General features: G+C 74.9%; 14 protein-coding genes. 7 read left to right on the top strand and 7 right to left on the bottom strand.

The features are described from left to right. Window positions 1–13: 13 nt before the first annotated feature. From ACFYE1_RS08935 to ACFYE1_RS08925, 3 genes are all read right to left on the bottom strand, one after another. Entirely contained in the window at window positions 14–1,021 is a 1,008-nt protein-coding gene (locus ACFYE1_RS08935) for a polyprenyl synthetase family protein (RefSeq protein ID WP_387741984.1), read from the bottom strand. Between the two features lie 71 nt (window positions 1,022–1,092). After that, window positions 1,093–2,388, bottom strand: a complete 1,296-nt coding sequence (locus ACFYE1_RS08930; RefSeq protein ID WP_387741960.1) for a geranylgeranyl reductase family protein — start codon at window positions 2,386–2,388, stop codon at window positions 1,093–1,095. Continuing rightward, window positions 2,385–3,098, bottom strand: coding sequence for a demethylmenaquinone methyltransferase (locus tag ACFYE1_RS08925; protein WP_387741958.1), 714 nt, complete (start codon window positions 3,096–3,098; stop codon window positions 2,385–2,387). Before ACFYE1_RS08925 ends, ACFYE1_RS08930 begins: the two co-directional genes overlap by 4 nt. Before the next feature lie 111 nt (window positions 3,099–3,209). Between ACFYE1_RS08925 and ACFYE1_RS08920 the strand changes: the two genes are divergently transcribed. From ACFYE1_RS08920 to ACFYE1_RS08900, 5 genes are all read left to right on the top strand, one after another. Beyond that, window positions 3,210–4,667, top strand: coding sequence for an isochorismate synthase (locus ACFYE1_RS08920; RefSeq protein WP_387741957.1), 1,458 nt, complete (start codon window positions 3,210–3,212; stop codon window positions 4,665–4,667). Between the two features lie 125 nt (window positions 4,668–4,792). Continuing rightward, on the top strand, window positions 4,793–5,638 hold the full coding sequence (locus tag ACFYE1_RS08915) for an ABC transporter substrate-binding protein (RefSeq protein WP_387741955.1): 846 nt from the start codon (window positions 4,793–4,795) through the stop codon (window positions 5,636–5,638). 79 nt (window positions 5,639–5,717) lie between these two features. Next, window positions 5,718–6,512, top strand: a complete 795-nt coding sequence (locus ACFYE1_RS08910) for an amino acid ABC transporter permease (RefSeq protein ID WP_387741953.1) — start codon at window positions 5,718–5,720, stop codon at window positions 6,510–6,512. Between the two features lie 10 nt (window positions 6,513–6,522). Continuing rightward, entirely contained in the window at window positions 6,523–7,344 is an 822-nt protein-coding gene (locus ACFYE1_RS08905; RefSeq protein ID WP_387741951.1) for an amino acid ABC transporter ATP-binding protein, read from the top strand. A 59-nt stretch (window positions 7,345–7,403) separates the two neighbouring features. Further along, on the top strand, window positions 7,404–7,742 hold the full coding sequence (locus ACFYE1_RS08900) for a hypothetical protein (protein ID WP_387741950.1): 339 nt from the start codon (window positions 7,404–7,406) through the stop codon (window positions 7,740–7,742). Here ACFYE1_RS08900 and menD read toward each other — a convergent pair. Next, a complete protein-coding gene (gene menD, locus ACFYE1_RS08895) occupies window positions 7,667–9,430 on the bottom strand; it encodes a 2-succinyl-5-enolpyruvyl-6-hydroxy-3-cyclohexene-1-carboxylic-acid synthase (RefSeq protein WP_449274636.1) in 1,764 nt (587 codons plus the stop codon). The genes ACFYE1_RS08900 and menD overlap by 76 nt on opposite strands. Before the next feature lie 141 nt (window positions 9,431–9,571). After that, window positions 9,572–11,770 carry a PhoX family protein gene (locus tag ACFYE1_RS08890; protein WP_387741946.1) on the bottom strand — a complete coding sequence of 733 codons (2,199 nt, stop codon included), beginning with the start codon at window positions 11,768–11,770 and terminating at the stop codon, window positions 9,572–9,574. Between the two features lie 373 nt (window positions 11,771–12,143). Between ACFYE1_RS08890 and ACFYE1_RS08885 the strand changes: the two genes are divergently transcribed. Continuing rightward, window positions 12,144–12,554, top strand: coding sequence for a hypothetical protein (locus ACFYE1_RS08885; RefSeq protein ID WP_387741944.1), 411 nt, complete (start codon window positions 12,144–12,146; stop codon window positions 12,552–12,554). Here ACFYE1_RS08885 and ACFYE1_RS08880 read toward each other — a convergent pair. Continuing rightward, entirely contained in the window at window positions 12,545–13,558 is a 1,014-nt protein-coding gene (locus tag ACFYE1_RS08880) for an o-succinylbenzoate synthase (protein ID WP_387741943.1), read from the bottom strand. The two genes, ACFYE1_RS08885 and ACFYE1_RS08880, sit on opposite strands and share 10 nt — an antisense overlap. Before the next feature lie 130 nt (window positions 13,559–13,688). Here ACFYE1_RS08880 and ACFYE1_RS08875 point away from each other — a divergent pair, with 130 nt between their 5' ends. Then, window positions 13,689–14,537 carry a phosphatase PAP2 family protein gene (locus tag ACFYE1_RS08875; protein ID WP_387741942.1) on the top strand — a complete coding sequence of 283 codons (849 nt, stop codon included), beginning with the start codon at window positions 13,689–13,691 and terminating at the stop codon, window positions 14,535–14,537. Here ACFYE1_RS08875 and ACFYE1_RS08870 read toward each other — a convergent pair. Beyond that, on the bottom strand, window positions 14,470–15,363 hold the full coding sequence (locus ACFYE1_RS08870) for an MBL fold metallo-hydrolase (protein WP_387741941.1): 894 nt from the start codon (window positions 15,361–15,363) through the stop codon (window positions 14,470–14,472). The genes ACFYE1_RS08875 and ACFYE1_RS08870 overlap by 68 nt on opposite strands. Window positions 15,364–15,369 lie beyond the last annotated feature (6 nt).

Genomic DNA, 15,369 nt, shown 5'->3' with positions numbered 1-15,369 from the left:
TCGCGGGGCCGGCTCAGGCCTCGCGGTGGACGACGGCGTGCGCGAACGCCACGAGCGCGCGCTTGGCCACCGTGTCCGGCAGGGGCTCGAGCGACGCGATGGCCTCGTCGGCCCACTGCCGGGCGATCCGCCACGCCTCCTCGGTGGCCCGGTGCCCCGAGAGCGCGGCCACGGCCCGGGCCAGGGCCTCGTCCGAGGTGAGGTCGGAGTCCAGGTGCTCGAGGGCGCGCACCGCCTCGGCGTCGCCCTCCCCCGCCATCCGGCGCAGGATGAGCACCGGCAGGGTGGGCACCCCCTCGCGGAGGTCGGTGCCGGGCGACTTCCCGGAGACCTCGTCCTCGCCGGTCACGTCGATCACGTCGTCGGCGAGCTGGAAGGCGATGCCGACCTTCTCCCCGTACTCGACCATGACGTCCACGACGTCCTGCTCGGCCCCGGCCAGGACCGCGCCGAAGTGCCCGCACGCCGCGATGAGGGAGCCGGTCTTGCCGGAGAGGACGTCCAGGTAGTGCTCCAGCGGGTCCTGCCCGTCGCGCGGACCGACCGTCTCGTGCAGCTGGCCGAGCACGAGCCGCTCGAACGTGTCCGCCTGGATCTTGAGGGCGCGCTGGCCGAGCTCGGAGACCATCGACGAGGCGCGGGCGAAGATCAGGTCGCCGGTGAGGATGGCCACCGAGTTGCCCCACACGGTCTGAGCGGTCGCGACGCCGCGGCGCAGGGGCGCGGAGTCCATGACGTCGTCGTGGTAGAGGGTCGCCAGGTGCGTGAGCTCGACGACGGCCGCGGACTCGAGGACGGCGTCGTTGATGCCGCCCCCGATCTCCCCGGCCAGCACGGTCAGCAGGGGCCGCACGCGCTTGCCGCCGGCCTGGAGCAGATGGCGGGAGGTGACGTCGGCCAGGTGGTCGGCGCTGCGCACCGCCTCGTCCAGCCGTTCCTCGATCCGGGCGAGCGAGCCCAGCACGACCGGGCCCAGCCGGTCGTCGGACGCGATGAGGTCGAAGCCGGCGGGCAGCTTCACCTGATCGCTGCCGATCCCCGTGACGGGGCCGTCGGCGCTCGAGGAGCAGGATTCAGTCACGGTCCACCACTCTAGCGAGTTTTCGGGGGGCGGGTGTTGCCGGTCGCGGGCGTCAGGGCGTCCAGGAGCGAGACCACGCGGTCCTCCCACGTGGCGGCGGGACGGTCGGAGAGCTCCGTCATGACCCGGACCACGAAGCGCATCAGCGCGGGCACGGCCATGCCGGTGCGCACGGCGGCCTTCATCACGGCAGGGCTGCCGATGAGCTGGGCGAGGACCCGGCCCTGCGTGAAGTGGGCGCCCCACTCCTGGCGGACCCGGTCGGGATAGCCGGCGAGCACGAGCTCCCGCTGGGCCGGGCCGTTGGCGGCCGCGGCCGCCACGACGTGCTCGGCGGCGTAACGGGCGGACTCCATCGCGTTGGAGATGCCCTCCCCGTTGAACGGGGAGACCAGGCCCGCGGCGTCGCCCAGCAGCAGCATCCCCGGGACGTGGTGCGGCGTGCGGTTGAAGGCCATCGGCAGGGCCGCGCCGAGCACACGGCCGCGGCGGTGCTCCTCGTCGAACGTCCACTCGGCGGGCATGGACGCGGTCCAGTCGGCGAGCACCTTCCGGTAGTCCAGGGCCCCGAACGCCGGGGAGGTGTCCAGGATCCCGAGCCCCACGTTGGCGGTGCCGTCCCCGACGCCGAAGACCCACCCGTATCCCGGCAGCAGCGCCCGCTGCGGGTCGGTGCCGTCCGTGAGCTCGAGCCAGCCCTCCATCCAGTCCAGGTCCGCGCGCGGGGACTCGAAATAGGCGCGCACCGCCACCCCCATCGGCCGGTCGTCCCGCTTGTGCAGCCCGGCGGACACCGCGGTGCGGGACGAGTTGCCGTCGGCGGCGAGCACGACGTCGGCGCGGTGCTCCTCGGTCTCGCCGGTGCGCCGCCCGGCGGCGTCGAGGACGTTGGCGCGGGCGCCGACGACCCGGCCGGAGCCGTCGCGCAGCACCCTGGTCACGGCCCGGCGCTCGAGCACCCGGGCGCCGGCGGCGCGGGCGTGCCCGGCCAGGTGCTCGTCGAAGCCCATCCGGGTGCGGACGAGGCCGTAGGGCGGGAAGTCGCTGAGCTCGGGCCACGGCACCTCGACGCTGCGCTCGCGAGCCACGAGCCGCAGCCCCCGGTTGCGGGCGTAGCCGAGCTCCGGTCCGTGCGGCAGGCCCATGAGCCGCATCTCGCGCACGGCGCGCGGGGTCAGCCCGTCGCCGCAGACCTTTTCCCGCGGGAACGCGGTCTTCTCCAGGACGGTGACGTCGATCCCGTGCGCGGCGAGCCAGTACCCGGCCGTGGCGCCGGCCGGCCCGCCGCCGAGGACGAGGGCCCTCATCGGGCGAGGGCGTCCGCGGCGGGTTTGACGGCCCGGTGCACGGCCACGATGCCCCCCGTGAGATTGCGGTACTGGACGCCGGTCCAGCCGGCCGCGAGGATCTCGGCGGCGAGGTCCTCCTGGTCCGGCCACGCCGCGATGGACTCGGCGAGGTACTGGTAGGCCTCCGGGTTGGACGCCGCGCGCGCGGCGATCCCGGGCAGCGCCTTGATGAGGTACTCCGTGTAGACGGTGCGCAGCGGGGCCGCCGTGGGGGTCGAGAACTCGCAGATCACGAGCCGCCCGCCCGGGCGGGCGACCCGCAGCATCTCGGCGAGCGCGCGGCGGTAGTCCTGGATGTTGCGCAGCCCGAAGGAGATGGTCACGGCGTCGAAGGACGCGTCCGCGAACGGCAGCCGCGTGGCGTCGGCCTGGACGAACTTGATATCGGGGCGGCGGGCGCGGCCCACCTCGAGCATCCCGAGCGAGAGGTCCGCGGCCACGACGTCGACGCCCGCGTCGGCGTACGGCTCGGACGACGTCCCGGTCCCGGCGGCGAGGTCGAGGACCTTCTCCCCCGGAGCGGCGCCGACGGCCTCGGCGACGACCCTGCGCCAGCCGCGGGTCCGCCCCAGCGAGAGGATGTCGTTGACGAGGTCGTAGCGGGGCGCCACGTCGTCGAACATGGCGGAGACTTCGTGCGGCTGCTTGGACAGGTCTGCTCGGTTCACCCGGTCATTGTCGCACCTCGCCCCGACGCCGCCGCCCGGGCCCTCCCGGCCGACCGCGCCCGCGGCAGCGGGACCCGGGGCTGTCCGGCGGGCGGCTTAGACTGGTGGGCGATGTCTCCCACCGCCCCCGCAGCCGAGCCCGCAGCCGTCCCGCCGGTTCCCGTGCTGCACGCCCTCACGGTGCCGCTGTCCGCGCTGGGCGCGGATTCCGCGGCCGTCCCGGACCTGCGGGAGCTGCTGGTCGGGCCGGACCTGCTCACCTGGACGGTGGACGGGCGCGGTCTCGTGGCCTGGGGGCGGGCCGCGGAGCACACGGTGCGCGGCGCGGACCGGTTCACGGCCGCCCGCGTGTGGTGGGACGACCTGGCCGCCGCCGCCGACGTCGAGGACCGTGTGGGGGTGCCCGGGACCGGGCTCGCGGCCTTCGGCGCCTTCACCTTCGCGACCGGCTCCGCCGTGGACTCCGGGCTTGTCGTCCCGGAGCTGCTCGTGGGCCGCCGGGACGACGTCGCATGGGCGAGTCTCGTGGTGGCCGTGGCCCCCGGGACCCCCTTCGTGCTCAGCACCGACGACGTCGCGGCCGCCTGGCTGCGCCGGGTCGGCTCCGCCCCCGGACGCGCGCCCGCCGCGAGCGGGCCGCCCGCGACGCCGGCCGTGGTCCGGCTGTCCTCCGGCACGCTGGGCGAGCACGAGTGGACGGAGGCGGTGCGCGACGGCGTGGAGCGCATCCGCGCCGGCGGGATGGAGAAGCTGGTGCTGGCCCGGGACGTCGTGGCGCGCACGGACGTCCCGCTGGACGCCGTGTCCGTGGTCCGGGACCTCGCCCGGCGCTACGAGCAGTGCTGGACGTACTGCGTGGGCTTCGGCGGGGACCGCGCGGGCCGGCTGATGGGGGCCACCCCCGAGATGCTGGTGCGGGTCCTCGACGGCGTCGCCCACGCCCGCGTGCTCGCGGGCACCCTGGACCGGGACGCCGCGCCCCCGGACGAGGACCCGCACCAGTACGCCGCGCGGGTGCTCGGCGAGTCCGAGAAGCAGCAGCACGAGCACGGGTTCGCGATCGACTCCCTCGAGGCGTCCCTGGCCCCCTACACCGACGCCGTCACGACCTCCCCCGAGCCGTTCATCCTCGAACTGCCCAACGTGTGGCACCTCGCGTCCGACGTCACCGCCGCGCTGCGCCCGGGCCCGGCCGGGGACCCCCCGTCCTCCCTCGAGCTCGCCGAGGCCCTGCACCCCACCGCCGCGGTGTGCGGGACGCCCACGGCCGTGGCCGCCGCCACGATCCCGGAGCTGGAGCAGATGGACCGGGGACTGTACGCGGGCCCCGTCGGCTGGCTCGACGCGGCCGGCAACGGGGACTGGGGCATCGCCCTGCGCGGGGCGGTGCAGGAGGACGAGCGCACGGTGCGGCTCTACGCCGGGTGCGGCATCGTGGCCGCCTCCGACCCCGAGGCCGAGCTGGCCGAGACCTGGGCGAAGCTGCGGCCCATGCTCCAGGCCCTGGGGCAGCGGGCCGCCGGGGTGCCGGAGCGCCTCGTGCCCACCCCGGGACTGTCCGCCGGCTGAGCCCGGCGCGGGGATCGCCCCGTATCCTGGTCCCCGAACGCGGTCGGGGTCACCTCCCCGCAGAGCCGGCTCCCTGCCCGGCCCGACCGCGCCGACGCCCGCTGCTCCCACCGGAGGAACCTGTCATGCCCCGTCCGACGACCCGCCCGTCCCGCGCGCACGCCCTGGCGGCGCTGTCCGCGACCGCCGCCCTGGCCCTGACCGCCTGCACGTCCGAGAGCCCCTCCCGGGACGCCGCGGACGGCGGCGGGGAGGCCGCGGGGGCCACCGCGGCCTCGGCCGTGGCCCTCGTGGAGTCCGGGTTCCTCACCGTGTGCTCGGAGTCCAACTACCCGCCGTTCGAGATGGAGGAGGGCGGCGAGATGGTCGGCCTCGACATGGACCTCGGCCGGGAGATCGCGGAGGACCTCGGCGTGGAGATGAAGAACGTCACGCTGGCCTTCGAGTCGATCCAGTCCGGCGCGGCCCTCGAGACCGACCAGTGCGACGTCGCGATCTCCGCCCTGTCCATCACCGAGGAGCGGCAGACCGTGATGGACTTCTCCGACCCGTACTACGACAACGAGGTCGGCCTCGTGACCGACGGCGACGACGGGGTCGGCTCGATCGACGCCGCCCGCGAGGAGCAGGTGCGGGTAGGGGTCATGCAGGGCACGGTCGGCGAGACCCAGGCCCGGGAGCTCGGCCTCGACACCGTCCAGTTCGAGGACGCCACCACCCTGTTCGCCGGGCTCAGCACCGGCGGCGTGGACGCGGTGCTCGACGACGTCACCGCGATCGCCCAGCACGCCCAGGACGACCCGGACTTCGTGGTCCAGGAGACCGCGGACCTCGACGACCAGCTCGGCGTGGCCGTGGCGCAGCGCGACGCGGCGATGCTCGGTGCGGTCGACGCCACCCTGGACCGCATCGAGGAGGACGGCACGCTCGAGCAGATCGTCGAGACGTGGATCCCCGTCCAGGAGAACTGACCCGGGGGCCGGCGCCCCGCACCCGGGACGCCGGCCCTGCCACCGTCCTCTGCCCGTACCACCCAGAACGGACCCTTCCATGGCCATGACCATGCACCAGAGAGCACGCCTCTCCCGCGGCGCCCAGTACGCCGTCCTGATCCTCGTCGCCCTCGCGCTGATCGCGCTCGCGGACTGGCCGCTGCTGGTCGACAAGGTGTTCAACCCGGACATCGCGGCCCAGCAGTTCCCCGGCATCATCGTCGTCGCGCTGAAGAACACCCTCATCTACACGCTCCTGGGCTTCGTGGTCGGCCTCACCGGCGGTGTGGTGCTCGCGCTCATGAAGCTCTCGTCCGTGGCGCCCTACCGGTGGCTGGCCACGATCTACATCGAGTTCTTCCGCGGTGTCCCCGCCCTGCTGGTCTTCCTCGCCTTCGGCTACGGCATCCCGCTGGCGTTCGGCTTCCGCTTCAACCACTACGTCACGGTCATGATCGCCCTGGGCCTCGTGGCCGCCGCCTACATCGCGGAGTCGCTGCGGGCGGGCCTGCAGGCCGTGCCGAAGGGCCAGTACGAGGCCGCGCGCTCCCTGGGCATGTCCCACGCCCGGGCGATGGTCACGATCGTCATCCCGCAGGCGCTGCGGATCGTGCTGCCCCCGCTGACCAACGAGGTGATCCTGCTGACCAAGGACTCGTCGCTGGTCTACCTGCTGGGCATGGGCGTGGGCCAGTACGAGCTGACCAAGTACGGCCGCGAGGCCATCTCGGGGGCCGGGGCGGGTCTCACGCCCCTGGTGGTGGCGGGCGTCTGCTACCTCATCATCACGGTGCCCCTGGGCATCCTGACCCGCCGCTTCGAGTCCAAGACCGACCGCATGAAGAAGTCCTAGGAGCCTGACTGTGAGCACTGCATCCTCCCCCACTCCCCGGTCCGGGTCCGGCGGCGCCGACGGCCTCGCGGACGCGGCCTCCGTCGTCGTCGAGGGCCTGCACAAGTCCTACGGCTCCCTCGAGGTCCTCAAGGGCATCTCCCTCGGCGTCGGCGCCGGCCAGGTGGTCTGCCTCATCGGCCCCTCGGGCTCCGGCAAGTCCACGCTGCTGCGCTGCGTCAACCTGCTCGAGACCCCCCAGCAGGGGCGGATCACGATCGGTGACTTCGATGTCACCGACCCCGAGGCCGACGTCGACCTGATGCGCCGGCACGTGGGCATGGTCTTCCAGCAGTTCAACCTGTTCCCCCACCTGAGCGTCCTCGAGAACTGCACCGTGGCCCAGCTCAAGGTGCTCAAACGGGACAAGTCCGAGGCCGAGCGGATCGCCCGCGGCAACCTGGACCGCGTGGGCCTGGCCGAGAAGGCGGACAGCTACCCCGACCAGCTCTCCGGCGGGCAGCAGCAGCGCGTGGCGATCGCCCGGGCCCTGTCGATGGACCCGTCCCTCATGCTCTTCGACGAGCCCACCTCCGCGCTGGACCCCGAGACGGTCGGCGACGTCCTGGCCATCATGCGCAACCTCGCCGCCGAGGGCATGACGATGCTCGTGGTCACCCACGAGATGGAGTTCGCCCGCGACGTGGCCGACAAGGTGGTGTTCATGGACGGCGGGGTGGTCGTCGAGGAGGGCCCCGCCGCGGAGCTGATCCGCAACCCGCGCGAGCCCCGCACCCAGGCGTTCCTCTCCCGCGTGCTCAACCCCACCCAGGTGCAGGCACCGGAGCACTGACCCCGGTGCGGTGCGGGCCCGTCGTCCCCGGACGACGGGCCCGTCCTCCTCCGCAGCTCGTGCAGCGGACCGCCCGCTTCGTGGCGTTCGTGCTCTGCCTCGCCCTGCCCCTCGGCGGCTACGACCTCGTCGTCCAGGGCGTGGTCCTGCCGGGCCTGCTCGCCGATCCCCCGCGGATCGGGAACCCGGCGCCGGCCGCCGTCGGCCTGCTGGGCTCCTCCGCTTCGATCGTCGTGCTCGTCGGCTCGCTCGTCTGCGGGGCCACCAGTGACTTCTGCGGCCGCCGCCAGTTCTCCGGCGGCATCGTCCACTCCGGCACCGTCTACTCCGGCATGCTCGCCGGCGGCGTGTTCGCGGCCGGAGCGGCGCCCTCCGCGGTCGCCCGTGCCGTGGCCTGAGCTGCGGCCCGAGCCGGGGCCCGGGCTGCGCCTTCCGCGGTGGCGTGGGCGACGGCGGCCCGGATCCGGGCGTGGAGGTCCCGCAGCCCCCGCCGGTCCACCGCGACCTCCACGACCGAGCGCCCCCGCACGGGCACGGCGAGCGCCTGCTCGAGCTCGGCGACGCCGGCCGCACGCCGGTGGGCCACGCCGTAGCCGGCGCACAGCGCGTCGAGACGGGCCTCGTGCGGGGTGCCGAAGAACCGCTCCACGACCGCCCGGTACTCCTCCTGCTCCCCCAGCGCCCCGTGCTCCAGGGTGGTGAAGATCCCTCCGCCGCCGTCGTTGAGGACCACCAGCTGCAGGTCGGGCTCGCGCTCGCCCGGGCCCAGCAGCAGGGACGAGACGTCGTGCAGGAACGTCAGGTCGCCCAGGAGGGCACGGACCGGCCGGCCGCCGCCGAGCGCCGCGCCGGTGGCGGTGGCCACCGTCCCGTCGATTCCGGCGAGCCCCCGGTTGGCGAGCACGAGCGGGGAGCCGGGGCCGGGCCGGGCGGCCAGGTCCAGGTCGCGCACCGGGTTGGAGGAGCCCGCCACCAGCACGGCACCGTCCCGCCGGCAGGCCTCCCAGACCGCGGCGGCCACGGCCGGCCCGGTGGCCCGCCCCGGCGGCTCGGCGGCGAGCAGCCCGGCGACGGCGCCGTCCGCGGCGGTGCCCGCCTCGCACCAGGCGTCCGCCCAGCCGGGGGCGCCGCGGCCCGTGAAGGCGGCCGCCTCGGCCCAGCTCGCGAGCACCCGTTCGCGCCGGCGCCCGGGCTCGTACCAGGCCACGGGGGCGGGCCGCACGGCCGCGGTGGCGACGCCCTCGCGGGCGAGCAGGGCCCCGACCGGGCGGGAGAGCGTGGGCCGGCCCACGAGCAGCACGCGCTCGATCCGCCGGCCCAGCGGGGAGTCCAGCAGCAGTCGGTAGGCCCCCACGGCCCGCGGGCCGCGGCGCGCGTTCGACGAGGGCTCCGCGAGCAGCGGCAGCCCGCACGCCTCGGCGAAGCGGGCCGCGTCCGGCCCGGCGCCGTCCCCGGCGACGACGACGGAGCGCGCCGTTCCGGCGTCCTGCTGCGGGGGGCGGACGGGTCCGGCCGCCACCGCGCGCGGGCCCGGGTCCGGCCGCGCCGCCGTCCGGGCGGCCAGCAGCCGCGCCCGGGCCGCGAGCACCGGGCCGTCCTCCGGTGCGGGGTGCAGCGGCTCGCGCAGGGCCACGTTGAGCTGGACCGGTCCTCCCGGCCGGGGTCCCTCCGGCCCACGGTCGGCCAGGGCGTCGAGGACTCCCGCGAGGCGGGCGGGCACGTCGTCGTCCGGGAGGAGGTCCACGGCGGTCCGCACGTGGTCGCCGAAGATCCCCGGCTGACGTGTGGTCTGGTTGGCGCCGGTGCCCCGCAGCTCCGGCGGGCGGTCGGCGGAGAGCACGACGAGGGGCACCTCGGCGTGGTCGGCCTCCAGCACGGCGGGCAGCAGGTTGCCCACGGCCGTGCCCGACGTGGTGAGGACCCCGGCCGGGCGGCCGGTGGCCCGTGCGATGCCGAGGGCGGTGAACGCCGCGCCGCGCTCGTCCACCCGCACGTGGACCTCGAGCGCTCCGGCCGCCTGGGCGGCCGCCGCGGCGTAGGCCAGCGGCGCGGACCGGGAGCCGGGGGCCACGACGAGGTGCCGCATCCCGGCGGCGGCGAGCACCTCCAGGACGGTGCGGGCGGTGTCGAGGGAGGGTGTGGTCACAGGAGACCAGGGTAGTCCCGTCAACGGACCGGTCCCCGGTCCGCCGAGGGCGGACCGGGGACCGGACAGGACGGCGGGCGTTCAGAAGGTGCGACGGGCCTCCTTGGCGGCCTTCTTCGTCTCCGGGGTCGCTTTGCCCTTGTAGCCGCAGTACTGGGGACCGTGCTGCCCGTTCGCACGACGCTGGTGCTGGTTGCGCTCGCGACCCGGCTTGTCGTGGACGGCGCCGGGGAACTCGGGCTCCGCACCGCGACCGACGGTGAAGACCTGGGCCACGGACGGGCGGGGCACCGACCACTCGCCGTCCCCCTGCCTGGTGGGCAGCACGTAGTCCGGGAAGTAGGAGCGGGGCTCCTCGAAGGTGCCGTCCTCGCCCGGGTGCTGGACGTTGACGTAAACCATGCCCTCGCGGTCGTGGATCACCGGGCCGCAGGTCTCGGCGTCCTGCGGTACCGCCAGGAACTGCTGGACGTTGCCCCGGTCGCTCCCCCACAGGCCCACGAGGAACAGGCCGTCGTTGTATCCGATCGTGCCCGGCTGGCCGTCGGTGGAGACCCACAGGTTCCCCTGCGAGTCGAACGCCAGGTTGTCCGGGCAGGAGATCGGCGAGACCTTGTCCGCCGGGAAACCGGAGAAGTAGGTCGAGGAATCCTTGGCGGGATCCCCGGCGACGATCAAGATGCTCCAGTCGAACTCGGTGGCGGCCGCCCGGTTGTCCCGCTCGGTGAGCTCGATGACGTGCCCGGTGCGGTTCTGGGTCCGGGGATTCGCCTCGTCCGGGCCGGCCTTGCCCTCGGTGCCGCGCTCGGTGTTGTTGGTCAGCGCCATGTAGACCTTGCCGGTGCGCGGGGAGGGCTCCACGTCCTCGGGGCGGTCCATCTTGGTGGCACCGGCCTTGTCGGCGGCGAGACGGGTGTACACCAGCACCTCGTCGACCGCCATGCCCTCGATCACGGACTCGCCGTCCACGACGAGCGGAAGCCACTCGCCGGAGCCGTCGAACGCGCCGTCGGACGGCACCCGGCCCGAGCCGTCGATCTCCGACGCGGTGTCGCCGGTGAACTTCGCCACGTACAGGTTGCCCTCGGCGAGCAGGGTCATGTTGTGGGCCCGGTCGCCCTCGACGTACTTCTTCGCGGAGACGAACTTGTAGAGGTAGTCGAAGCGCTCGTCGTCACCGGAGTACGCCACCACGGTCCCGTCCTCGCCGATCCGCACGGTGGCGCCCTCGTGCTTGAACCGGCCCAGGCTCGTGTGCTTGACCGGGGTCGAGGAGGGGTCGTGAGGATCGAGCTCGACGATCCAGCCGAACCGGTTGGGCTCGTTCTCGTAGCCGGGCAGGCTGGAGTCGAACCGCGGGTCCACCTCGTGCCAGCGCCGGCTCGGCTCGTCCGTGGAGATCCCGTAGCGCTGCTGCTCGGCGGAGTCGTTGCCCTTGAAGTACTGGTTGAAGTTCTCCTCCCCCGAGAGGATGGTCCCCCACGGGGTGGTGCCGCCGGCGCAGTTGTTGAGCGTCCCGAGGACCACGGTCCCGGTCGGGTCGTCCTTGGTCCTGAGCAGGTCGGACCCGGCGGCAGGGCCGACGATCGTGAACGGCGTGGCGACCGTGATGCGCCGGTTGCGGGCACCGCCGCGGACGTAGGACCAGGGCTGGCCGGACTTCGTGCGCCTGATGTCCACCACGGACATGCCGTGGGCGGCCATGGCGACGCGGGCCACGAGCTGGACGTCCTCGCGCCGGTCGGCAGGGAACATGAGGTCCTCGTTGGTGTACTCGTGGTTGCTCACCAGCACGCCGGTGCGTCCGCCCCGGTCGTGGAGGATGTCCAGGTAGTCGACGTTGTAGCCGAACTGCTGGGCCTGCGCCTCGGCGGTCAGGTTCGCCGGGTCGAACTCCGGGGTGTCCTCGAACAGGGGGTCGCCCCAGCGGATGATCGGGGACCAGTCGTAGCCCTCGGGGACCGTGAGGTCGTCCACGGTGTTCGGCACCGGGGCGATGGGCGTGAAGGAGAGCCCGGAGCGCCCTCGGCCGGCGGCCTGAGCGGCCTCCGGGGTGGCGCCGGCGACGCCGATGGTCACGGCCGCCGCGGCCCCCAGGCCCAGGGCAGAACGACGGGACAGCGCGGCGCCGGCGATGTCCCGGAAGTAGCCGTTGCCGGAGGTGTTGCATGCCGGGCCGGCGCAGGCGTTGCCGCACTTGAGCTCGCACGTGACGGGGCTGCGCTTGCCACGGGCGTGCCCGAGCATGGGCAGGAGGTTGCGCCTGGCAGTTTCGGTCATGGGACTCCCCCTGGGGATCAGGCCCGCGGGACTCCGCGGCCGGGAACATGTGCCTTGCCACTGCATCACCGCCCGGTGAGTTCCCGGGGGCGGCGGCGCGAACCGCGGGTGAACGGGCCGTGACCGGCCGGGGACGGACCCGCCCCTGGTCAGCGCGTCCGTCCCCGGCCGAGTTCACTCAAAGAAACAATGCGCCGGTGGATTCCGCGGCCGCCCCGGTTCTGGGATGCTCGTGCCGTCAGGCCGTCCCAACCGTCCAGCGCCCCGGACCGTGACCGGGAACTCCGGAAGACCCCCCTCCTTCTGCACCGTCCGACCACGGGCCGTGCCGCGGCGGCAGTGCCGGTCCGGACACGGGCGAAGGAGGCGCGCGATGCACACGGAACGAGAAGTGGGGCTGCTGTCCCCGCAGGACCACGGGGGACCCGGTCCGCAGGAGCCCGGCGCACGCCGGTACCGGCGTGCGGCCGTGGACTGCCTGAGCGTCCACCGCGCGTGGGACCTCCACCCGGGGGACTGCCTGCACGGACGGATCATCACCTCCGTCCGCGGGGTGGTGGGGCTCGCCTGCAGCCCCGTGGCCGTCTTCTCCTTCACCGGCGACGACCCCGAGCACACGGCCCAGACGCGGATCGGCGCCGCACACCCCGACCTGGAGCTCGGCTGCGACGACGTGTGGCGCGCCGCCCGGGCGTGGGTCCGGCGCCACGGGCTGCACGAGGGCGAGCCCGTGGACCTGGACCGGCTCCGGGCCGAGGTCCTGGGGGACGTGGCTCACGGCTGAGGCGCGGCCCCGGTCAGGGCGTGCACGCGGCGCAGCCGCTCCAGCCACCACCGGCGCCGGTCCGCGGACACCGCGTGGCGCTCCAGCAGCACGGGGTCCGGGACCGCGTCCCGCAGCTCGAGCACGCCGTCCACCGGCCGCAGCGGCTCCCTCAGGACGTCCGCCCGCATGAGGGAAACGGTCCCGAGCCCGCAGGCGTAGGGGAGCTCGGGCAGGGCGGCGGCGAGCGCGAGTCCCGCCCGGATGCCCACCGAGGAGTCCAGGGCGGAGCTGACCACCGCCGGCAGACCGGCCTGCGCGACCACGTCCAGGGCGCGGCGCACTCCGCCCAGCGGGGCCGCCTTGACCACGAGCAGGTCGGCGGCGCCCGCCCGGGCCACCGCGAGGGGGTCGTCCTCCTTGCGCACGGACTCGTCCGCGGCCACGAGCACCGGCACACCCCGGTCGGCGAGGCCCTCCCGGACGGCGGCGAGGCCCCCGATCGTGGGCACGGGCTGCTCCGCGTATGCGAGCCCGTGCCGCCCGAGCCGCTCCAGGGCCGCGAGGGCCGCGGGCACGTCCCACCCGCCGTTGGCGTCCACCCGCAGCTCGGCCTCCGGCAGCAGGGCCCGCACGGCCGCGACCCGGGCGTCGTCGTCCCCCGGGCCCTGGCCGCGCTCGGCGACCTTGATCTTCACGGCGCGCACCCCGCCCCCGAACCCGGCGAGCACCTCCTGGACACGGGCCGCCGGCACGGCGGGCACGGTCGCGTTGACGGGGATGCGCGTGCGCCGGGGCGCCGGGAAGCCGTGCCACGCGGCGTCGACCGCGGCGCGGAGCCAGGCGCCGGCCTCGGCGTCCCCGTACTCGGGGAACGGGCCGAACTCCGCCCACCCCGCGGGGCCGCGCAGGAGCACCGACTCCCGCACATCGACGCCGCGGAAGCGCACCCGCATCGGCAGGGCGACGACGTGCGCGTGCGCGAGCAGGTCGTCGATGGGGGGCAGGACCGGGGCGGGGAGCATGCTCCCCAGCCTAGGGGGCTCCTCTCAGCGCGCTCCGATCCGTGCGTGGAATGATGAGGGCTCCGCGGGTGCCGGCACGGCCGTGGCCGTGCCGGCACCCCCACGCCCCGCACCACCGCCCAGGAGCTCGATGACCACCACCGCCCGCCGCCCCGCCCCCACCGTCCTGCAGGTCCTGGGCCACCTGCTCGGCGCCGCCGCCCTGTGGGCGTCGGCCGCACTGGTCGGGGTCGTGTCCCTGACCACCGCGACCGGGCAGTGGCTCGACGAGCTGGCCCTGCGCCAGGCGAACGGCGCCTTCCCGGACCTCTCCGACCGCGCGGCTCAGCTGCTCGACTCGGTCCCGTGGGTGGTGGGCGCGGTCTCGGCCGTGTGCCTCGCGGTCCTGGCCGTGCGCTCCCGGCGCCTCGCCCCGGCGGTGGTCGGGGCGGCCGTGGTCGGGCTGTCCAACCTCACGGTCCAGCTGCTCAAGCGGGTGCTGCTGGAGAAGCCGGACCTGGGGATCCAGGAGGCCGCCGTCAACTCCTTCCCGTCCGGGCACACGGCCGCTGCCGCCGCCGCCGTGGCGGTCGTGCTGCTCGCGGCACCCGCCGCCTCCCGGCCGCTCGTCGCGCTGGTCGGGGCGGGCGCCACGACCGCGACCGGGGTGGCCACGCTGCTCAACGGCTGGCACCGGCCCTCGGACGTCGTGGCGGCCCTGCTGGTCGTGGCGGGCTGGGCGGCCCTCGGCGGCCTCGTGCTGCGCCTGACCGGACCCGTGGAGCGCCCCGCGCCCGACGGCGGCCTGACCGCCCTGCTGGCCGTCTCGGGTGCGGGGGCACTGCTGGTCGGCCTGCTGCCCCTGTGGGCTGCCCTGCGCGTTCCGGGCGGGGGCTGGGCGGCGGTCGCGGCCTGCGCGGCGATCCTCGGCGTCAGTCTGCTGGCGGCAGCGGCGCTGACAGCGCTGCAAGCTCCTCGGTCGCGGCGTCCTCGGCCCTGATCCGCTCGAGCCGGTCCAGGAGGATCCGCGCCGCCCCCGGGCTGTAGGGCAGGCGGAACATCGAGGCGGTCACGGGCCGCATGCCGTCGGGCTGCGCCGCGGCGGCCTCGCTCGCGTCCACCCGGTCGATCGCCGTGCGCATGAGCCGGGCCTGCTGGAGCACGAAGCCGCGTTCCACGGGGTTGCCGTGGCCGGGGACGAAGACCCGGTACCGGTCGAGGGCGGCCAGGTTCTCGAGGGCCTCGGCCCAGCCCCGCGGATAGGAGTCGTCGAAGCTCGGGTCGGCGCCCTGCTCCACGATGTCCCCGGTGAAGACGACGTCCTCGACGCCCACGCAGAGGTCGTTGTCGGTGTGGCCCGGGCCGAAGGAGAAGAGCACCGCCGCCCGCTGCCCCAGGTCCACCCGGGTCAGGGCGGGACGCCGGCCCGTGCCCGGCAGGTGCCGGTTGGGCACGACGATACGGGTGTCCCGTCCTTCGGCGGCGGCCATCTCCGGCTCGTGGGTGCCCACGAAGGAGCGCTGGAAGTCGCCGTGCGCCCGGATCGCCGCCGCGCAGCCACGGTGGGCCCAGAAGTCCTCGGCCCCGGCACGCTCGAACACGGCGTTGCCCAGGAAGTGGTCGTAGTGGGCGTGGGTGTTCACCACGGTCAGCGGCAGGACCGTGAGCGAGCGGACGGCCTCCAGGATCTCCCGGGCCTGGCGCGGGCCCGCACCCGTGTCGATCACCAGGGCGCGGCGGGTCCCGAGCACGACACCGGAGTTCAGCCTCCAGTTGTCCGTGCTCACGGCGAAGATGCCGTCCCGGAGTTCGTTGATGCGCGCCACCCGACC

It is taken from the genome of Kocuria nitroreducens (assembly GCF_042879195.1).
Taxonomy (GTDB): Bacteria; Actinomycetota; Actinomycetes; order Actinomycetales; family Micrococcaceae; genus Kocuria; species Kocuria nitroreducens.
This window is presented reverse-complemented; position numbering and strand designations above follow the sequence as displayed.